Raw genomic sequence first — 20623 nt, 5'->3', positions numbered from 1 at the left:
GAACCACCGCCCCCCAGGAACATGGGCCCGAGGTTTACCCCGACGTATCCCCCCACCGCCGCCATCAGCCCTCCATCTTTGCGGGTGTGATCCAGTCCTGAATGGCCGAATTGACCATTCCAGACAGATCGGTACCGATGACTCGATAGCGAAGGTTTCGGTCAATGCCGTACATGCGCCAGACCCCATCGTGCCCGCTCAGTACAGAGCCCAGATAGACAACGTTGACTGCGTCGAACATCGTGAACACTTGGACCCGAACTCGCCGTGGCACATTCATGATCTTCGCCCGCCCGTCATCCTCGCCGGCGGGCGGATTACCTCCGAGATAGCCATCGCCTCCGCGAGGTCCCCAACTGCGATAGAGTGCGCCGTAGATCATTTCCAGGGCGCATCCAGACGGAAAAGCACCTGACCATCGCGGTCAGGGGTGTTTGGCGCAGCAACGTTGTAGTTGACTGCCAACCATTGGCCGAGACCCAACCCATCAATGAACGGTACGAGCTCTCCTGCAACATGCGGCCGAGCATGGAGCGGCACCAAGACCCCCGGCAGCTTTCCGCGAATGCCAAACGGAGCCTCGCGCACAATGGCATCGATGTAGTTGTAACCACCATGCGCCGGATCTGGGCCCACTGGATAGGCACCCGATCCGTACGATCGGATCGAGCCGCCAACGCCAGGCGCCACTCCCGTTGTCTCGATGCGACCAGGCGAGCCAAGGCCAGCGCTGTAGTGCCGCATTGTGTAGCCTCCAGGAACCATAGTTCCCAGAGTCGGCGAGGTAGAGATCGCCCCCTCCAGCGCGGAAACGTGAAACACCGAACATACAAAGTCGTTGTACGACCCGTTGAAATTGGTTATCTCTGCTGATCCAAACAACGCAAACGGGAATGCATCCCCTGGCACGCTACTAATGAGGTCTCCATAGTAGTAGGCGCCCATTCCTGACGCATAGTTGTGCCATGAAGTGAAAAGGTAGAAGCCGATTTCTGTGGCGACCACCATCCATGGCCGAGCAGCGGCCGTCTGGACGGGAGATTTGGCGATCAGTGATCCTCGCGCCTGCAGTGTCGCGGGCGGCGTTTGATTCTCCCCCAAGTCGATACTACTCATCGAACTATAGGCAAATGCCTGCGCCAAGCGCCCCGTGCTGAGCATCGGAGCAGAAGCGTCGTCGCACACTCGCAAGTAGGCACCAGATCCGCTCTCAGCGCTATTGCGATAGACATGCACGCCAGCAGTAGCATATGGCCTAGTCCAACCAGCCGGTGGCTTGACACTCCCTCCGCTGCCATAGCCGGTGACCAGCACCGCATGCAGCAGCGCGATTAGCGTTCCGGCCTGACCGTTCAGAACGGGCGCACCAGGATCAGTGCTGCGATAAACGGTGGGAACCAAGCTCATTAGATACCTCCAGCCACATTGCCGACCACCATCAATCGGGTGGAATCAGTTGCCCCGGCCGGCGTGCCAGGCAGGGTCGTACGCACCATCCAGACCGGCGCCAAACCGCCGACCGTGTTGAATCGGACCACGTTGTTCGTAGACCAACCTGCCCCCCAGCCACCGGCCCGCATGCGGAAGTACGGCCGATTCGTGCGGGGATTCAGCGGTGCAAGATCCGTCGTGGTACTACCCGTGGTAATCACACCGACTGTTTCGCCGATCACTTCGTAGTTCGTCGCGCTGGTGAAGCGGACCGCCCAACGCTCGGTAATTGCATCACTGTTGGCGACTTCCAATGGGAAGTCGGTATCGTTGTAGGTCCCTGGCGCCGCGCTACCGATAGGAACGTTGCTCCAGACCCCAGTCCACGTCCCTTGATCGAACAGACTTTCCACGCGCGCCTGCAGATCAAGCGAGCCGTTCGCCTCTCCGAGACGAAGGGCAGTGCTGATCATTGCCTCCCCGAGCGGATAGTCGTGCGTCAGCCCTGTGTTGATCTCGATCTCCCCGGTAATCTGTGGCTGCACCACCAGTCGGCGATCTTCGACCCGTTCGCTGATAACGATGGGGAGGGCGTAAGCTGCTAGGTTGAGTGGGTCACTGAATGTCAGTCTGCCCTCGTCCATATCAACCGTATACCAGGCGCTTTCAATCGGCTTGCCGACAGCGTCGCGGACCTCAACGCCAGCGACTCGCGTCCGACCAAATACAACCACCTGTCCTGCCTGCGGCGAGGCAATGCTGTGCTTAGCGGTGTGGTGAATTAGCACCGTCTGCCCGGGCTTGAAGGCCGGGGCGCGCCCGTCGCTTGGGAGGCGCACCGACGACAGGCCGATGACGACCTCCGACAGCGGAATCGAGCGGTAGACGACCGCCCCCATGTAGATGGAGCCGGCCAGCACCAGCGCCGGGCGCCAGATCCGGTCGCCCTCCACCAGATCAGGATCGAACCAGGGCTGGCCCTCATTGCCAGCCACCGGCACCAATTGGCCGAACTGCACCTTGGCGACGCCACTCTCCCAGTCCACGGTGCCGCGGATCTGCGCACCGGAGATCACGCCATTGATGTCAGCCGTCGCAGTGAGCATCTCGCCATCAAGGCGGTTGGCTCGTAGCGTGAACATCCCCGGCCGCAGTGGCGAGCCCGGCGCACGGAAGAAGCTGTTGGCAACGCCCGGGTCACCGATACGCGTCAGCAGAGACTGGATCTGTACGCCGTTGGCGCCACCGGCCAGCCATTGGGTCAAGCTCACCACGCCGGCGGTGTAATCGATAGTGCCGGCGTAGACACCCGCCCCGGTCAAAGGATCGACCGTGTGGTAGAGCCCGCCACTGCGGTCCACGTAGGTCCGCCCCCGGAAGCTGAACCTGACGCTGCCAGGCACGATGCTATCGCTGATGGTCGGCGTCAGTTGCAGCGACACCGGCGGCAGTGGCAACGACTCCTCGGCCAATTCCGTGTCAGCACCAGCCAGCGTCCAGCCAACCGAAACTAGCGTGCCTGCGGAGAACTGCGCCAGCACGTCCACGCGGCCATAGCCCACCACCCTCAACCGCCCCGAGCGCAGCTCGTACTGCGGGTACGACACCTGACGAACCATGAACTTTCCAGCCTGTAGGCTCACTGCACCGGTGCTGTAATTGATGGCCCCCAGCGCGGTGGTGGCGGCGGCGTCCCCCACCGAGACCGCCACCAGGTTGCCATTGCCGTCGTCCTTGGCGATGACGCGCATGGGCTGTGGCGCGGAAGCCAGATCGTAGGCGTCGCGCATGACGGTGACTACCCAGTCCAACATCACCGAGCCCGGCTTGACTGGCCCCTGCGGCAGCGTGAATGAGACCAGGCCGTTTCCATCCGGCACCGGTTGCGGCGCGGCATTAAGCGGCTCACCCCAGTCGTAGTTGACCGCCACCTGGCTATTGGCGTCGGGCAGCGTATCCAGCTGCAGCAGGCACTCGCCCGTTGCATAGGCGACCGAGCCGCGAAGCTGCCCAGCGATGAGCAGGCCACCGACGCCATTGTCGACCACGTTCACATCCGCGCCGCCCACCCGCACCGTCAGGCGCACGGTCCCGGGCGCGGCACCGGCATTGCCGAGCATGAACCGCAGTGCGGGCGGCTTGATGTTGGTGTCGCCTGCACGGGCCTCGGCAATGATCGATGTGCCCCAGGCACTGATGATGCTGCTGTCCAGGTCGGGCAGCGCACCGGTGGTCAGCACCAGCGAGCCGGTCATGTAGTTGATGGTGCCGCTGCCCTGCCCGGGCTTGCCAACGAGCTGGCCACGACCGTTGTCGGTCAGGCGGTACCAGCGTCCGAGCGCGCGGTAGTCCACCACGGCAGTACCCGGCGCCGGCAGTGGCACCAACTGGGCTAGCCAGACCATCCCCTGGTTGTTCTGGGTCACCACGATCTCATCGGTGAAGCCTTGCATTGGAATGGTGCCGGCAGGCGTGGCGGTGATGCTGACGCTGGTGCTGCCCGCACCGGTGGAATGAACTAGCGACACAGCGCCGGTCTGATAATCCACGGTACCCGACCAGGGCGTGACCGCTGCAGACCCCAGGCCGCCGGTGCCGTCATCCGAAAGCTCGATGCTGCCCACCAGCACCTTCACGCTGCCGACAGCCATGCCCGTGCCCAGGAAGCGAGTGACGGCAACACCAGCCACGAATGCGCTAGTGAAGCTCAGGGCGAGGCTGTTGGCTGGCCCCGAGGGGACGTGACTCAACGTTCCCATGCCAGCCAGAACGTCGCTCACGGCGGTTTCAGCGGTGGACGTGGGAACGATTGGCACATAGGGCGAGTCGATCTGCACGGACAGGTCACCGGGTTTCCCGGCAGCCGTGAGGCGCTTCACGCTGTGGTAGCTGGTGGCATCGACCACATTGGTTTCATATACCCGGCTGGCCGGTTTCGTCGCGGTGTAGCGAATGACCTCCTGACCGTAGAAGTTGAGCAGCAGCGCGTTGACCAGCTCGATCACCAGCACGTCACGTTCGAAAGCGCCTTGGTCGTCGGTAAACGTCCGCGTGGTCCGAGAAAGCACGTTCTTCACCCGCACGTACTGCTCGCCGGGATCGCGCCCCGAGGCAGCCAGCGTCAGCAGGCTCAGGTTGTCGTTGATGTCCGGGCTCGGCGCATCCTTGGTGGTGTAGACCTGGATGGTCATCTGCCCGATGAAGTGGTCGCCCAACAGGATGAATCGCGATTCTGTGCCGCGGGTGATGTAGCTCTCGACGCGGTTCTTCGCGTCCAGGCGCACATCGCTGTAGGAGCCGGTGGCGAACATGGTCACGGTCACACGCGGGTCGGACGGCGGGTCGATCAGCACCGCGATCGCATCCTTGAGCACGTCTGGTCCAGGCGTATCCACGTGCACGAACATCTTGCGGAGCGTGGAGCGGCCCGTGGTCCGCTCTTCATCACCGATGTCGGGGAACAGGTTGTTCATCGCACCATCGACAATCTCGGCCTGGACCATACGGCCGCCGCCATCAGGGTTGTCGGTGAGGCGCTGCGACTGGCGCATTTTGATATCGGTAGCAGAGATCGTCATTGGTCAGACCGTCATGAGGCGAAGGGTGATGGAGAAGAGGTCCGCATCAAGCGCGGGGACAGCAAAGCGGGTGGGGTCGACTTCGATGGCCGGCCCATCGGTGCGGCGCCACCGCACCTGGAACGACCGCTCGCCGCTGTTGTGGGCCGGCATGACCAGATCCAGCGGCGCCAGGCGGGCCTCGCTCTCGCTGGCCTGCAGGGCCCGTAGCACGGGAAGACTGACGACGCCGACATAGGCGGTACCGTCCCGGGTTGTCTGAAGCGTGATTGGCCGCCCGGCCTGTCGCGCAGACTCTTGAACGATCAAGGCACCCGTCAGGCTTGTACGCGCCTGCTGCCCTACCTTCCAGGCTGTGAACTCGTCGGTCCATTGAAGGTCGGCCGGCAGTTCGATTCCGGCAAGAACAATGCGGGTCATCAGCCACGCCCCCGCACAGAAACGGCCCTGCTTTGCTGAACCTGGCGCAGGACCAAGGGAGCGACGAGGCCCGCGAGGCGCTGTGCTTGCTGCACCTCGGCTGCGGTGGCACCAGCCACCACCTCCTTCGAAGGCAGCTTCCAGTCAATGACGATGACCTGTTCATTGCTGCCGTTGCTGCCGACACGGGCGGCGTCCGCCCTCGCCTGAGCCTCTGCCTCAGCTTCAGCCTGCTTGCGCCGCTCGGCGAGCGCGGCGGAGGCTTCCTGATCTCGCTGCTGCCGCTGCCGCATGACCTGGGCCTCCAGTTGCGCCACCTCTGCGATTTCGCCCTTGCCCACGTAGTCGAACTGCCCTGCCAGCCGTTCCTTCGCTGCTTTGGAAAGCTCATCCTCCGCCTCGGCCGCCGCCTGAAGCTCCGCCTTGTACTCCGCCAATTTCTTGCGCTGGTCGGTAACGCGGTTCAGTGCATTGGCAAACTGCACAAGCGGGTTAGGGCCGCTGAGCTTGCGCATCGCCTGCAACGCCGATTCGGAGACCTCACCAATGTTGAACGCCATTCCTTGCGCAGCGGCCCCGGCCTGCCCCATCTGCTTGCCCATTCGTTCGGAGCTACTCCCCACCCGGTCAACCTGGTCCGCCGCACCTCCCGCGCTCTCGCGCACCTCCTCCAGCCGCTCGCGGCTGCGGCTGGCACCGTCTTGCAGCTGCCGCATTGCCACGTCACTCACGTCACCCAGCCGCTGCATGCTGCGCTCGGTGTCGTAGATCGATTCCTGAACCGCGAGCTGGCTGTCGACGTTGTCCCGACGCCACTGGTCGCTGTCTGCGGCTGCAGCACGGGTTGCATCGGCATATGCCCGGAAGGCGCGACGAACGTCTTCCACAGAGGCCTTGCCGCGCGCCGCGCCGTCACGGATCGCTTCGAAGGCGCTCTTGGCGGCGTCGCGCGTCGCATTGAGCGACGCCTGGGACTGGATGCCAAGCCGGGCAAACTCGTCAGCCAGCGGGTCAATGGCAACCTGAATCTCGCGGATACGAGCGTTCAGCGCTGCAGCCGACCGCGCGGCCGCATCGAAGCCGACCTTGCCCTGCCGCCCTGCTGACTCCAGCAGCGCACCCAGCGTTCGAGCTTCGTCCAGCGTCGCGACCTTGCCAAGCGCTGCCTTGAAGGCCGTCTCGATTTGGACACCGGTCGCGATCGCACTCTCAGCCACCGCACCGAAAGCGGCGATCGCATCCTTACCACCAGCGCTGAAGCTGACGCCCATGCGCGATGCGGAAACACCAAGCCGCTCCATCGCAGTAACAAGCGTGGTCTGCAGCACGGCGGCGGCATTGGTGGCGCCTTGCGGCATTGCCTCAAACGCCGACTGGGCCGATGCCTGGAAGCGGAGCAGCTCCTCCCCGGAGAGCTTCTTCAGCGTCTCCAGCAACCCATCGCGCACATTGCGCTCTGCGGCAGCGCCTTGGGAGGCGATGTAGCCCAACGCCGCTCCGACCGCCTCCAGGCTCGCCGTGTCTGCAAAGTTGAGCCCTTCGAACACCTTGCCGATCGATTCCTTCGCGAGCTTGGCGTTCCCGTCGATCCCCGCCAACTGCTGCACCACAAGCTGTGCTGCCGGGCCGATGCCGTTCGTGAGCGCGTCCGCAGCAGTCTGGACGCCACCCCGGAGAGCCGCAAAGCCCGTCGACACCTCCAGCAACTTCTGTGTGACCTGACCCAGCTGCTGCAGCTGCTCAGCCGTCGCGACGCCGGCCTTCTGCTGCATCAGCAGGAAGCCTTCCTGCGCCGTGAGGTACTGCTCCAGACCGGACAGGCGCTTCTCGTAAGCCTGCCGCTCCGCCTCGCCCAGCTTGGCGACTTCCTCGGCTGACTTGATAACTACGTCACGGTATGCGACGAAGGACACTGCCTGTTCACGCAGTTGCAGCGCCGAATCGCGGACCAGGCTGATGTAAGCGCGCTGCGCTTCACCGGCACGCTTCAGCGCCGGGTCGTGCTGCTTCCAAATGTCCTGCGCCACGGTCTTGAGGACATCCAGACCGCCCATCGCCGCTTCGAGCCCCAGGACGGCGACAGTAATGGGGACTGCCTTCGGCAAACCGCGCAGCAACGCACCGAACCGACCGATTCCCCGGCTGCCGCTTGCGACCGCTGCATTGTTGGCAATCTGCGCGTTCGTGGTTGCGATCAGCGCCGCGCGCCATGCGTTCAGCTGGAGCAGGGCCCCCACGATCTTGAACTGCGCATACGCAGCAGCCATCAGGCCGATCACGCGAGCATGGTCCACAACCCACTGCGTCGTGCCCTTCACCGCCTCTGCCATGGTGATGATGGCTTGGGCGGCCTGTTTGGCCCAGCGCGACAGGCTGCCATCGGCGGCCAGTCGGTCCAGGGTGGTCAGCAGGCTGGTGAGCTGTTCCTTGAAGTAGGTCAGCACGCCTTGGTCGGCGACCTCCTGCTTCCAATCCTTGTAGCGATCGGTGGCCGCCTTCCACAGGCCGGCGATGGTGCCCACCTTCGCCGCTGCAGCCGCGCCACCATACGACTCGGCCAGCAGGTCGAGAATGATCGCCTGAGCCTTAGCCACCTGACCGGTCGCTTCCAGACTCTTGATCAGCGACTTCTGGCTGTCATCCAGCGTGAAGCCTTGCTTGCTCAGGCTCTCCATTGCCTTCGACGGCGTCTGCAGAGCCTTGCCTACGACCTCGGCAGACTGCTCCAGCGACATGCCCAGCCGCTGGGCCTGGTCGATGGTGATCTGCATCGCTGCCGGGAACTGCTCGCCCACGATGTTGGTATAGGAGAGCAGACGCACCTGGGCGGCGCTGATCTGCCCATCGTCAAACAGCCCACTCTGCAACTGCTGGCGCATGGCGGCCAGGCTCTGCGCGGTGAACTCACTGGTGCGCCCCGTGGCGTGCAAGGCTGCTTCCAGCTGAGCCAATTCCTGCTCAGCGTCGCTGCCCTCCTTCACGATGGCCTTGATGCCATCAACCACTCGGTTCAGGCCGACGAACGCGATCGCACCAGCGGCGACCGCCTTGAGCTTGCCGAACAAGCTAACCGTGCTATCCGTGGCGTTTGCCAGGTCGCCGCTGCTGGCGGCGGCATCAGCGGCGCGCTCCCTGTACTCAGCCAACGACTTCGCGGCCGCCTTGCTGGTAGTAGCCTGCTTGCGGAAGGCAGCCTCGCCTTCCTCGATCTGCTGCTTGCGCCGACGCCCCGCCTCGGCCTCTGCCGCAGCGGCCCGGGCCTGCTCAGTGAGCGCTGCCGCGCTGCGGGTCGCCTCGATACGCAGGCGCTGCTGGTGATCGGCCAGGTTCGCGGTGTTGACGCCGAGCGAAGAGAGCTCCTCGTCGGCTTTGCCTACAGCGTCCCATTGCTCGTTGAGCGCCTTTTTCAGGCGCTCGCCTTCCTTACGTAGATCGCGCTGGGCAGCCAGCACCTCGCGGGAGGGCTTCTCCATCTCCCCGATGCCGAGGCTGAGCGCCAGCGCGGCCTTCTGATTGTCATCAAACTGCTTTTCCAGCTCCGCGAGATCGGCCAGCATGCCGTCGAAGGCATCCGCTTTCGCCGCCGCCTCGTTCAGCCCAGTGAGCGAGTCGAGCAGCTTCGTCGCCTTGCCAGCGGTCTCGACCGAGACATCCCCCAGATCGCCAAACGCTGCGCGCAGTTCATCCACGCCCTCCCGGCCCTGCGTTTCGATGACGACCCGAATTGCTTCTTCCAGCCGATCAGCCATTGGAGCTTCCGTTGACGCGCCACTGGCGGCGCAGTTCAGTCAGGTAGGTGGTGTGGAAGCGTTCGATCAGCCGGCGACGCGCCGCAAGGGCGCGGTCGTTGCCATCAGCACCCGAGAGCATCTCGAACGGGCTTGGCCCACGCAGGATGCGGACCGGGCCGCGCCCGTGGCGCTTCTGCTGCGCGCGATCCCAGCTGCGCACCCGAATGGCCCTGCGACCCTTGATCGTGGCGATGAAGGCACCGTCGTAGGTCTTCGACTCGCCCACGCCAATGCCGGCCGTGGCACCTCGGGATTTGCGACCGGCCCAGCGACCACCGAACTCGATCAGCGAGATCTGCCGCGTGCTGGCCCAGATCGAAAGGAAGTCATCCCTGCCACGTTTGCCGGTGCTGTAGCCGCGCTCGCCCGTTTCCACGCGATACTTCCCGCGCAGCGCAGAGGCGCGGATGTTGTAAGAGGCACGGACCTCCTGCGCAGTAGCCGGCCCAGCCCGGCGCTGCAGGCCAACAAAGGCACGCTGCACAGACAGGTCGTACCGATTCAGCACCTCGCCGGCCAGGTCGGTCAGGCCATGGAAGCCTTTTGCCCGCCGGCCGCTGACGTAGTACTTGAGCAGGTTGTTGTTGCGATTGGAGGCCACAGTGCCCTTCCTGATTCATACCGGGAGAGCGCCGCTCGGGCGCCCTCCCCTTACCGAGGTCACCAGACCGCCTAGCCCGCCGACTGCTCTGCGAGCTTGAACGTGTACAAGTCGCTCTCGCCAGCCTGGAAGATCATCGGTCCGGTGAGCGCCACCTGGACCGGCTCGTCGCTGAACCAGTCAACGTCGCCGTCCACGGTAAGATCGACATTGGGGATGGTGAGCAGGCCTTCATCGCCGCTGATGCGGTCCTGTACATCGCCCAAGATCAGGAAGGACTTGCTCGGCGTGGTGCCGCCACTGATCGCGGTCTCCAGATAGGCGTCGTACTGATACGTTCCCAGAACCGTGTCGCCAGCCTGCAGCGCACCTCCAGCCTTCGGAATCAGGAGGCCGTACTTCGGATCGAGGTCGTAATCCGTTCCCTTCACCAGTTCGGTCGCACCCTTCCTGAATACCGGAGCGGTGTCAGCCAACAGGAAGTTGTGGGGCAGCTTGACCGGCACATCCGCGCTTTTCACATCAACAGAGACGTCTGTGGCCGTACCAGCGGACACATTGGTAACGACCAGAGTGCCGTACATCATGCGAGCAAGGATGGCCGGCGGCACTTCCAAGGCCGTGATGGACACGTTGGTCACACCGGGATTGGAATCAACGTGGATGATCTGCTGATAGCGTGCATCTCGGCGCTTGCTCTTGATCTCCACCTTGTCGCCAGCCTCGTAGCCGAACGTCAGCGAGGACTGTTCCAGCGGCTGGTTACCGAACTTGTCGGCTGGTTCTGGGATGACGGGAATCCGCGCGCCGTTCGCGCCGTGCTCCCAGAAGCGCAGGTCGCCTGCGAATTTGCGGACTTTGGGCTGTGCCATGGTGGTGTTGCTCCTACGGGTTGGGGACGGGCTCAAAGGTCTCGGTCAGACCAGCCCGCGCGGTGATCTGAGCGACGACGGCGGAATGCCCTGCGTCGTCTTCCAGGGCTTCCATCTGCGTTGCGAGAATTTCGAATGTGGTAACGCCCTTGGGCAGCAGCTTTGTGTTGAAGGTCAACACGCGAATCAGGTCGTGCCTGGCGCGATGTACCAGAAGCCGAGGGTTCTCCCGACCACTGCCGCGCGGCACTTCGAACTCGACGGTGATCGCGGCATCTGAGCTGACCTGAGCACTACCACCGCCACTGCGTGAGAGTTGATGAACCGAGATGAGAGTGGCTGCATCGGAGTACTGCTCGCTCACCTCATCATCGTCAATGACAATTAACCCGTCGCCGATGTCGGTAAGGAAGCCGGCAGAGGTACGAATCAACCGCACGCGATCGCGGAGGAACTCGACCAGCTGCCAGGACAGGGGTTCGGGCCGCTCAACCACGACGCACCAGCCACCGGCTGCGGGAGCCGTCGTCACTGAGCTTCTTCATGTTCACGAAGACTTCGCCAGCGACCTCGATGCGATCGCCCGGCTCAACCTCGACATCGGCTCGCAGGTATGCGACTTCCACGCGCCCGGAAACGAACTGGCGCAGCTCACCGATGGTCTCCACATCGCGGTCGACGTAGACCCGCACGCCATCGGTCACGGCTCCGCTCCTCTCCGACGTCACCCTCGCAGTCGAGACCATGCCGGCGAGGGAAAATGCGCCGTGGATGGTCGCATCCATTTCACGCAGGAAATCCAGCTCGCTCATCGAGCACCTCCCGAACACAGCAGCGCATAGGCCTGAAGCCCCCTCACTTGGGCGTCGCACTGGGCGGCGGCGCCAACAACTCGGCCCGCACTTTCGATTCGGTCGTCGGCTCGACCATCAGACTGGCTAGCGGCAGCGGCGGCCGCGGACAGCTCAGCGGTGGCGATGGACGCCTGCCAACGCTGGTGCAGGCGCTGGTTGCCAGCGCGAAGATCAGCGACAAGGCGATCAGACGCTTTCTGTGCATCGTTCTTTTCCTTTTCATATGTGGCAGCCAGGTGATTTGCTGCTTCAGCGCTTGCACGTTCCGCTGCAAGCACGTCATGCGCCTCGGCCAGTGCCGTGTTGGCGGCATCACGCTCATCGCGAGCCTTGTCTCGGGCAGCCGAGGCGACGTTGGCAGCCCGGTGCGCTTGGGCAACCGAACCCCTTTGCCAGATGACCAGGACGCTCAAGCCAAGCAGCAGCGCCAAAAGCACCCGATTCATGCCACAGGCTCCTCGACGGGAGGGACGACCACTCCCAACTGCTTGAGCGCGGACTCCAGCGAGATGACGCGAAGCCTCAGCCGATGAGCATCCTCTTGCGCCTTCATGCGCAAGCGAACCTCTTCGTTGTACTGCTTGACCACCTCCGCCTGGGAGGTCTCCAACGACTTCACCCGCTCAACGAGCCCGTTGAGCAGATCTACGTTGGCGTCGGTTTCGGTGCGCTCTTTGCGGCGCGCAAGAACCGCACCCCACGTCTCTCGGAGCAGCCACAGCGCGACTGCGCTGGCAGCGAGCCACCAAGGAGCTCCAGCCCCCTCAACGCCCCCAATCACTTCAGCGCCTCAGCAACGCCGGCATCGATCACGTCGGGCCGCCAGTACATGCCGCCGTTCTCGTGCCTAGCGATTGCGGTAGCCAGACGGCTCAGGGTGACCGCGTTATCCAAGCGGATGACTTCCGAAGGCGCAACGCCCACCGCAGTGGCAACCTGCAGGACGTATGCACCAGTATCGTTCTCCACCGGGGGTGCCCAGCGCCCGATGATCTCCTTCACCGTGCGCAGGCCATGCTTGCGCTGGTACGTGAGCAGGGTCTTCGCCAGAGCGCGGAACCCGGCCTGCGGGGTCAGGAACACGCAGAAGCGCTGCTCGCGCGCGATGGCCGCGGCGGACCGATCCTCACCCTGCCACGGCGTGCTGGTGCGGTCGATGTTGCCAGGATTGTTGTTGCGTACGCCGCGCGGCGTGCTGGTGGTGCCCATGCGATCCCCCGGTTTCGCTGTGGAAGAACCGGCACCGCTCACGCCACCCAGGCGTATGTGAGCGGTGCCGGCCAAGACTTACGCCGACTTCACCGAGCCAGAGCCCGGGGTCAGCTTTGCCAGCACGGTTGCACTGCCATTGCCAGCGGCAGCGATTGCCACGGCGCAGTTCTCCAGGTCGCCAGCATCTGCACCGGTGACGATCAGCTTCCCGCCCTGGGCGTCCCAGGTCAGCCCAGCACCCGCAGCAATGTTCGCGCTGGCGAGCTTCGGCAGTTCGAACACACCCTCGATCTGGGCACTGCCCTTGGCGCCGGCGGGGATGTCCACCAATGCGACGGCCAACAGCTGGCCGACGATGGATGCCTGTCCACTGACCAGGGCGGATGCCGCGATGATGTCGATCACCGCACCCGGAAACTTGTAGTTCTTCGCCATGATGATGGTCCTCAGTTGGCGTCTTGCGTGGATGAAGTAGGTGAACCCGGCTGCGGCAGGAGGGCCGCAGCAGAGTGGCCGGTTACTCGCCCGGGTTGAAGGCAGCGCCGCGCCAGCCCACCGCGCCCACGCCGTACTTGTGAACGACCTTCCAGCTGAGGCCGTCAGTGCGGAAGTTGGTCTCCTGCTCCAGCACTGGCGTCTGCACGCCATTGAGGAACGCGACTTCGATCACCGGCTCCACATTCGGATCGGCGAAGCCGTACCAGCCCTTGCCGGTCCCCAGGCGCGGGGAGGTGATGATGTCGCTGAAGGTAGCGCGCGAGGTGTTGTTGACCTGGAACTTGCCGGTCACGTCCGGGTCGTATTCGCTGTTGTTCACCAGGTTCGCGCGGCCGTGCATGGCGACCGTACCCAGGAACCGCGACAGCGAGATATCGAGGTAGTCATTGCCGGCCGGGTCCATCTGCAGCGCCATCATCTGGCGCATCGCGTCGAATGAATCGACTGACACGGCAGCGCCAGTTGCGATGTTGCCGTGCTCCGCATGGAACAGCGTGTTGCCGTCATTCATGACCGGCCCCAGACCGCCGTTCTGCTTAAGCACGTCGTAGACGTCCTTTTCGATCGTGCGGCCTGCGGCCTGGCCCAGCGCCGTGGTGATGCGCACGAACGCGCCCAGGTCGTCGTTCACCAGCACTTCCGGGGTGATCTGCAGGATACGCCCCTTGCGAGCGCCCTTGATGGTCTCTACCTCGCCATCGCCCAGCACGCCGTTCTCGTACTCACCCGCTTCATTGACCGGCTTCAGGTCGGAGAACGAGGAAAGATGGTAGCGGCTGTGGGGACGGTAGTCGGACAGCGTGCCGGTTGCGCAGAATCGGGTCCAGGTGAACTGCTGCAGGTTGTAGGCCCCGACCAGAACCCGGTGCAGCACGTTCTCCAGCAGAACCGGGAAGTCGCTGGTGGTCTGCACAGCCAGAACACGGCGCGCAATCTGCTCGCGATCCATGCCACGCGTGTGCACACCGGCCTGGATCAGCGAGCGCTCGGCGAGCGCCAGCAGGGTGGTGTGCGCGTAGGGGTTGCCATTGCGTGCGGATTCGGCGTCTGCACCGGTCAACACGCCGGCACGAGCCAGAAGCGCGTTGACCTGGGCGCGACGCTGGTTGTCCTCCTCCGGCACCACGTCCGTGATGCCGAAGCCGCCAGCTAGCGGTTGGCCGCTCGCCGCCAGCTTCGCCAGCAGCTTGCCGCGCGCCACGTCTTCTGTGATCGCAGCATCAGCCAGGCACTCGGCCTCCAGCGCCTGGATGCCGCTGACCTCACGGAATCCGGCGAAGACGGTACGAATGGCGGCGTTACGGGCCGAGATTGCCGCCATCACCTGCTCGACCGTTGCAGCCGGCGCGGAGGACGCAGGCGCGACAGGAGCCGCTGCGACCGGCGGGGCCGGAGTGGCGGGTACGGGTGATGCCGGGGCGGCGGGGGCCGGTGCAGCCGGAGCGGTGCCCGCCTGCGCCATGATCAGTTGGCACTGCTGTTTCATGCTGGTTTCCTCAAGGTGGGCCACAACGGCCCGCTGGTGAACCTCGCGGAGCGAGGCGAAGGCTGAAGCGGTGGTGGTTGCCTGGATGTGCTTGCGCAGCAGGGCGTGCACGGCGCCCTCGGTCCCAGAGATCGCGCTCACATAGGACAGCAGCGCTGCTGCCGCGACGGAGTCCGCAGGCTCAGGCTGCACGTCGGGAATAACTTCGCTGATCAGGCCCAGCGCCAGCGCCTCGGCGGCGGTAAGCCAGTGGTCCTTGCGATCGGTCAACATCGTCTCGATGTCGGCCGGGTTCTTGGCACGTCCCGAGTACGTCACCAGCATCTGGCGCCCATACACGTCGATCTGATCGGCCCGCTCGCGCAAGTCGCCAGCGAAGCCCCAGCCGCCGCCCTGCGGACCGTGCAGCATCAGCATCGTGTTCTCGTGCATACGACGGGTGCTGCCGGCCATGGCAATCAGGCTGGCGATGCTGGCGGCAACACCGTCCACGGTGACATTGATCGTCGCCGGATGCTGCTTCAGTGCGTTATAGATCGCTAAGCCATCGGTGACCACGCCGCCATCGGAGTTGATCCGCACGTTGATCACGCTCGCCGTGGTTCCGGCCAGCTGCTCGACCACGCTGGCGGCAGTGACGCCCTCACCCCAGAAGTAGTCGCCGATTGGGCCGTAGATCAGCAGCTCAGCCTCACCGCCGCTGGTGGTGTTCAACGCGAGGACCGATTTACCCTTTGCCTCCGGCTGCAGCGCCTCGATGTCGCTCGCGTCGAATGCAAAGGTCGCTGCCAATACAGCGCCAAGCGCCGCTGCCATGGCGTTACGGGTGAGGTGATTCATTGCACATCCTCAGATGGGGTTGGAATGGAACTGGCATCAGCGCTGGCCTGGGCCACGCCTGCGTCACTCACCTGGCCCGGATCGCTGTCCAGGGTGATCCCCAGGTCACGCGCCCACTTACGTTCGTTGCGGATCTCTTCCAGCGTGTCGTACATGCGCCCGCCGCGTTCGCTGATGACCGAGGTGAGCGAGCGGATGCCCGCGCGGATCATCATGCGAAGGCCCGTCGCCTCATGGACCGGGTTGATCCACGGCATCACCGGCGGCATGTACATCGCATCGGTCACCGTGGTCATCGAAACGCCGCGCGGAACGACCAGCTCGCCGGATGCAATCGCCGCCTGGATGAAGCGCTCGTAGATCGGCCGGACAATCTGCGAGATCACCTCATAGGCCAGAACGCCGTATGCGCCGTACTGCTCGACCAGCTCCTGCCGCTGAGCCGAATAGGTGCCGTTGTAGTTCTTCGACAGCGACGAGAACGACACCCGCATACCACCGGCTACCGCGCGCAACTGCCCGTTGCGGTAAGTCTCCAGGTTGGGGTTGGGGCGATTGGTGTCGACGGTTCCAACGCTCTCGCCCTTCACCAGGTCATCGAACACCATGCCGGGCTGGAACCGCATGCTGCGCCGCTCCGGAACTGTCTCGTTCTCGCCATAGCTCTGCGGATCGCCCTTGATAATGAAGGCCGCCATGCTTGCCGCGATCTTGGCGGCCACACGCTCGGATTCCTCGTAGTCCTTGAGGTCATCCAGGCGGGTCAGGACAGACGCCAGCAAACTGACGCCGCGCACCTGCCCGATCCGATCAACCATCTTTGCGTGGTGAACGAAGTCAGCGCTCACGCGCTTCACTTCCGGCATGACCGCGTTCGGGTCACCAGGATGCTGTTTGTACAGGTGATACGCGATAGGGCGGTTCCATGCGTTCCGCTCAACGCCCTGCATGATGTTCCGACCAGGATCGTTCAGATCCATCGGCAGAAGATCGGGCTCCATCATCTCGATGCTGTAAGGCACCACAGTGCCGTGGTCGAGGTACGGCACCGGCCCGATCAGGTCCTGATACAGACACTCGCCGTCGCGGAACAGGGTCCGCGTCATCAGCCGCTGTGCCGCTCCGAAGTCATGGCACCAGGTGACCTCCGGGCGCTTCCAGAAGTCCCGCAGCAGCGGGGTAATCTGATCGACCAGGGACTCCACGATGTTCCCGTTCGCATCGCGTGGCTGCGGCTCGATGCCGATGCCATCACGGCCGATGACGTTCTGGACCATCTGGTTGAAGCCGTTCACCACGATGTCGTGGTTACGATCTAGGTGTCGCGCTTGGGTACGGATTCGGGTCGCGCCGCTGGCAACCGCCGTGTTGCCGGAGCCAAATTCGCGCGCAGCCTCCCGCAGACGGCTGGGCGTGGCGCCGTCGTATGCGCTGCTGTAGGCAGCGATACGCGCACGCGCCATTGCACGCTTTGCGCCCCAACCGGGGGCCACAACGGCGATGGCGCGGTCAAGCCGGTTCACTCGCCCCCCCGGAAATCGGCAAGAGCCACGGACGTGCGGCTACCACCTCGCGCCTGCATGTTCACTTTGGCCTCCCACTCGCGTCGACCTGCACGAATCTCCGCCAGGTCGGCACGATTCAGCTGCCGCTCCCCCATGCGGAACGACTGACCCTGCAGTACCGCAGCCTCGGCGGCCAGGTACGTCTGCAGCATGATCTGAGCGGGTGTCGGCATGGAGATAGTTTGGAGACGAGGTCGTCTCAACCGTTACCAGCCGCGTGAGACGATCAAGAATCCACCCCACGCAAATCAGCCACTTACGAGGCTGCCGTCTCAATCTTTGACAGAAGGTGAGACGGGCCCCGAATTCTCAGCTCGCTTTCGACGGTTTAGGCAATCCACCAGGGAACAAGCGATACAGAGCAGCCCTCGATATCCCGTGCCTGCGGCAAACCAATCGCCAGTTTTGTCCCTCGGCAAGCTCGGCGCGAATTGCCTCCACGCGTGCACACGGCTTGTCCTGCACGGCCGCCTTGGGAATGTGCAGTCGCTCACCGCCATACTCGGTCTGCAGGACGGTCAGCACCGCCGTCGCATAGGGCATCGCGTGCTCCTCGTTCAAGCCGGTCTGCTCGACGATGCCCCGAATCACCAGGCGACGCAGCTGCTCAGCAGCATCGATGTCGCGCGAGTTGCTCATAGGCGGCTACTCCAACCGCTCGACCCGAAGTCATCGCGTGACGTTTCACGGGAATCGCGCGCGACGCGCGCCGGGACCGGCGGGGGCCTTTTCATAACCGGGGTCACCGGCAGCGCGGGCACTGCAACGTCCTCCGCCGGCAATGCAGCAGCCGGGGGGAGGCCGAACAGATCGTTTTCCGGCTGCACCTGTTCCTCCAACTGATCCCACCACTTCGCCTTCTTGGGCCCCCACAGGTCGAGCCGTTCCTCCAGCCATATTTCGTAGGTCAGGCAGTCCTTGACCTCGATTCGCTTGCGCGTTGCGGTCCACCTGGATTCCGACCCACCCTTCATCCTCCGCGTAGCGCGGATCTCGCCCGCCAGCTGTTTGAACCATTCGGGCGAGAGCTGATCTGACAGATGCACGTAGCCCGGGCCCGGAACGGCAACGTCCAGGCGCGACTGGAACCGATCCTTCGCGAGGTTCGTGCCCACGTGCCAGAGCACCGGGCCGTGCTTCTCAATACGGCCATTGAAGCGGTAGCCCACGCGGCTGTTGCCGTTCTCGATGGACCGCTCCTGGCCGCTCGCGCCCTTCACCGCGTGCACACGCAACGCCTTCAACTTGTGTGCGAAGGCGTACACAGCGTCGGCATGGTGACCGCCCGAGTCGATCGCGGTCGCATAGATCCGTTGCGCCCTGCCGCTGGCGTGTGTGTATTCCTGCTCCCGCAGGAACGCCTCAGCTTCAGTCCAGACCTCCATCTGCGCAGGATTACCGAAGAACACGCGGTGGTCGATGGTCCACATCTGCCCCCCTCGCCCGACGCCCCATACGCCAGCCTCTAGCCGGTTGTCCTGGGTATCCATACCGCACAGGAGCAGCAAGCAGTCGCGGGGCATCGTCTTGAGCGGGAATGGCTCGGCCCTGTTCGCCAGCTCATCAGCGTCCGTGCGTTCGACCTCTCCCTCCCAGGCCTCACCCAGAGTCGTGTTAGTCCACGCCTTCAGCTTGCTGTCGTCGCCTTCCTGGTGCTTGATGTACGCCTCCAGGAACTCCCGGACAATCTGCTGCCACGCAACTGCCGGGCTGTAGGCGGTCCAGATGTGAAGCGCCACATGTCGCGGAGCCTGGACCGCATGGCCCTCCGGCGTGGTGAAGCGGCCATCGGCGCGGAGCCAGAGATCGCCGCGCGAGTTCACCCATTCGCCCTGCTCAGCGGCCAGCAGATACTCGCCCTGCGTCATCGGGTAGGTACAGTGCGGGCAGAGGTGATAGACGTGGACAACGCCGCCAGTTGCGTCTCGCTCGAATTTGAAGCCGTGCGATTCGTCCTTGCCCCCCCACGTCAAGGCATGGAAGGCATCGCACTGTGGGCAACGCACCTGGTAGGTGAATCGCTCATCCGCCTGCGAGTAGCGCGTATCCACCAGGCTGAAGCCCTTGAGCTTCGGAGTGCTGCCAGCAACAAGCTTGGGGAATGTCGCGCCTTCCAGGCGCTTGGCGGCCAGCGAGTCCGGTGCACCTTCCTTTTCGATGTCGTTGTCGAATGCGTCCAGCTCGTCCAGTAGGGCAACGTCCACGGAGATTCGACGGTAGTTCTTCGCAGCCTTGCCGCCGCGCACGCGCAGAAGCGAACCGATGAACTTCTTCTGCTGCAGGGTGTTGTCCTTGTGCCGGGCCAGGTAGGCCGGGAACACCGCGCGCATGCACTCCACGTCACGCAGCATAGGCTCCAGCTCCGACTTGACGAAGTCGTCTGAGTCGTCGTCAGTCGGCTGCCAGATGCATTGGTTCCTGCGTCGGTGCTCTGCGTTGTAGCCAAGGAAGGCCAGGAGGATCTTGGTGTAGCCCACGCGCGCCGACTTCTTTACCGAGACCTCGGCCACGTCGTCGTTGCTGATCACCGCCATCAGGCCGCGCTGGAACGGCCAGGGTGTCCACTTCTGCTCAACGTAGCTTGACTCAGCAGACAGGTAGAAATGCTCCCGAGCCCACGCCTCCAGCGTGATGGGCTCCTGCACCGCCCATGAGGCTAGCCCGCGCTGCAGATGGCGCTCCACGGCGTGCAGCTGGCTTGCATCGATTCCACGAAGAAGCGTCATTCGCATTGATCCTCGGCATCAACCGGCACCGCCGTGGACGCGCCTTCATCAGGGTCATCGTCAGCGTCAACGTCGGCCAGGCGCATCGACGCGGCGAGGTTTCGTGCCTTGGCGACAATCTGAGCCACGACCTCGACATCCGCCGCCTTCAGCTGCGGAAGGCGGCGCCGCAACGTGCCCGGGATCGTCTCAAGGATACGACCCGCACGCGCGCCGACTTTCGACAACACCTGTTCCATGAGGTGTGCCGGCGCCAGCTCGCCCCGGGTCACGGCGTTCTGCATCGCCAAGCGGTCAGCCTGCTCTCGCGCCAGCCGGGCACGCTCGGCGGTCAGATCCTTGCCCGCCTCTCCGCCCCGGCCAGCAGCAACCTCGCGCAGGTGATCGCAGTAGGCAAGCAGCCACTCATCACCTGCAGCACCGTCAGCGAGGATGCCACGACGCACCAGGTCGCTGACCGCCTGCTGGGATATGCCCACCAGATCCCCAAACGCGCCCTGTTTCATCGGGCTGCCCAGATCAGAAACCACTACAACCCCCTTGGAAATGCTTCATGACTAGCGAGAAATTGCGCGACCGAATACCCGTGGAATCTGAGGCCGGGGAGGACCCATCGGCCTGCCATCTCCCCCTTGCCCCGCCTGCCCAACCAACCGCACGATGATTCGCGTGGAACATGCCAGCCGTCCGCACCGTCCAAACCATCAAGGCAAGGTCTGGACGGCCGGAACCCGCGTCGTTAATAGGCT

The 20623-nt window shown here is 64.0% G+C and carries 19 protein-coding genes; all 19 read right to left on the bottom strand.

Annotated elements, in window-relative coordinates:
- Positions 1-64: 64 nt before the first annotated feature.
- The 19 genes from QRO95_RS12600 to QRO95_RS12510 all read right to left on the bottom strand — a co-directional run bounded on the left by QRO95_RS12600 (position 65) and on the right by QRO95_RS12510 (position 20404).
- Complete coding sequence (locus QRO95_RS12600) at positions 65-382, bottom strand: hypothetical protein (protein WP_285302712.1); 318 nt, start codon at positions 380-382, stop codon at positions 65-67.
- Positions 379-1407, bottom strand: coding sequence for a hypothetical protein (locus QRO95_RS12595; RefSeq protein WP_285302711.1), 1029 nt, complete (start codon positions 1405-1407; stop codon positions 379-381). The genes QRO95_RS12600 and QRO95_RS12595 overlap by 4 nt, the downstream gene beginning before the upstream one ends.
- The gene (locus QRO95_RS12590) at positions 1407-5009 is read right to left on the bottom strand and encodes a hypothetical protein (RefSeq protein WP_285302710.1); all 3603 of its coding nucleotides are present in this window, start codon (positions 5007-5009) and stop codon (positions 1407-1409) included. Before QRO95_RS12590 ends, QRO95_RS12595 begins: the two co-directional genes overlap by 1 nt.
- Before the next feature lie 3 nt (positions 5010-5012).
- The gene (locus QRO95_RS12585) at positions 5013-5429 is read right to left on the bottom strand and encodes a hypothetical protein (protein ID WP_043402241.1); all 417 of its coding nucleotides are present in this window, start codon (positions 5427-5429) and stop codon (positions 5013-5015) included.
- Entirely contained in the window at positions 5429-9178 is a 3750-nt protein-coding gene (locus tag QRO95_RS12580; protein WP_285302709.1) for a Laminin subunit alpha-2, read from the bottom strand. The genes QRO95_RS12585 and QRO95_RS12580 overlap by 1 nt, the downstream gene beginning before the upstream one ends.
- Positions 9171-9821: a hypothetical protein gene (locus QRO95_RS12575; RefSeq protein ID WP_285302708.1), complete on the bottom strand. Its 651-nt coding sequence runs from the start codon at positions 9819-9821 to the stop codon at positions 9171-9173. The genes QRO95_RS12580 and QRO95_RS12575 overlap by 8 nt, the downstream gene beginning before the upstream one ends.
- 71 nt (positions 9822-9892) lie before the next feature.
- Entirely contained in the window at positions 9893-10693 is an 801-nt protein-coding gene (locus tag QRO95_RS12570) for a hypothetical protein (protein WP_285302707.1), read from the bottom strand.
- Positions 10694-10706: 13 nt separating this feature from the next.
- Positions 10707-11225, bottom strand: coding sequence for a hypothetical protein (locus tag QRO95_RS12565; RefSeq protein WP_285302706.1), 519 nt, complete (start codon positions 11223-11225; stop codon positions 10707-10709).
- Entirely contained in the window at positions 11182-11505 is a 324-nt protein-coding gene (locus tag QRO95_RS12560) for a hypothetical protein (protein ID WP_285302705.1), read from the bottom strand. The genes QRO95_RS12565 and QRO95_RS12560 overlap by 44 nt, the downstream gene beginning before the upstream one ends.
- Entirely contained in the window at positions 11502-11993 is a 492-nt protein-coding gene (locus QRO95_RS12555; protein ID WP_285302704.1) for an endopeptidase, read from the bottom strand. The genes QRO95_RS12560 and QRO95_RS12555 overlap by 4 nt, the downstream gene beginning before the upstream one ends.
- Complete coding sequence (locus QRO95_RS12550) at positions 11990-12157, bottom strand: hypothetical protein (protein ID WP_285302703.1); 168 nt, start codon at positions 12155-12157, stop codon at positions 11990-11992. Before QRO95_RS12550 ends, QRO95_RS12555 begins: the two co-directional genes overlap by 4 nt.
- Before the next feature lie 167 nt (positions 12158-12324).
- Positions 12325-12756: a structural protein P5 gene (locus tag QRO95_RS12545; RefSeq protein WP_285302702.1), complete on the bottom strand. Its 432-nt coding sequence runs from the start codon at positions 12754-12756 to the stop codon at positions 12325-12327.
- Positions 12757-12834: 78 nt separating this feature from the next.
- Entirely contained in the window at positions 12835-13194 is a 360-nt protein-coding gene (locus QRO95_RS12540) for a DUF2190 family protein (protein WP_285302701.1), read from the bottom strand.
- A gap of 82 nt (positions 13195-13276) precedes the next feature.
- Positions 13277-15583, bottom strand: coding sequence for a ClpP-like prohead protease/major capsid protein fusion protein (locus QRO95_RS12535; protein WP_285302700.1), 2307 nt, complete (start codon positions 15581-15583; stop codon positions 13277-13279).
- On the bottom strand, positions 15580-17106 hold the full coding sequence (locus QRO95_RS12530) for a phage portal protein (protein ID WP_285302699.1): 1527 nt from the start codon (positions 17104-17106) through the stop codon (positions 15580-15582). The genes QRO95_RS12535 and QRO95_RS12530 overlap by 4 nt, the downstream gene beginning before the upstream one ends.
- Positions 17103-17300, bottom strand: a complete 198-nt coding sequence (locus QRO95_RS12525) for a primosomal replication protein PriB/PriC domain protein (protein ID WP_285302698.1) — start codon at positions 17298-17300, stop codon at positions 17103-17105. Before QRO95_RS12525 ends, QRO95_RS12530 begins: the two co-directional genes overlap by 4 nt.
- A gap of 157 nt (positions 17301-17457) precedes the next feature.
- The gene (locus tag QRO95_RS12520) at positions 17458-17787 is read right to left on the bottom strand and encodes a hypothetical protein (RefSeq protein WP_049420639.1); all 330 of its coding nucleotides are present in this window, start codon (positions 17785-17787) and stop codon (positions 17458-17460) included.
- Positions 17784-19874: a phage terminase large subunit family protein gene (locus QRO95_RS12515; RefSeq protein ID WP_285302697.1), complete on the bottom strand. Its 2091-nt coding sequence runs from the start codon at positions 19872-19874 to the stop codon at positions 17784-17786. The genes QRO95_RS12520 and QRO95_RS12515 overlap by 4 nt, the downstream gene beginning before the upstream one ends.
- Positions 19871-20404, bottom strand: a complete 534-nt coding sequence (locus QRO95_RS12510) for a terminase small subunit (protein WP_285302696.1) — start codon at positions 20402-20404, stop codon at positions 19871-19873. The genes QRO95_RS12515 and QRO95_RS12510 overlap by 4 nt, the downstream gene beginning before the upstream one ends.
- Between the last annotated feature and the right edge of the window lie 219 nt (positions 20405-20623).

This window comes from Stenotrophomonas maltophilia group sp. Smal13, from assembly GCF_030236855.1.
Classification (GTDB): Bacteria; Pseudomonadota; Gammaproteobacteria; order Xanthomonadales; family Xanthomonadaceae; genus Stenotrophomonas; species Stenotrophomonas maltophilia_A.
Note: the sequence above shows the minus strand (reverse complement) of the source record. Positions and strands in the feature narration are given on the sequence as shown.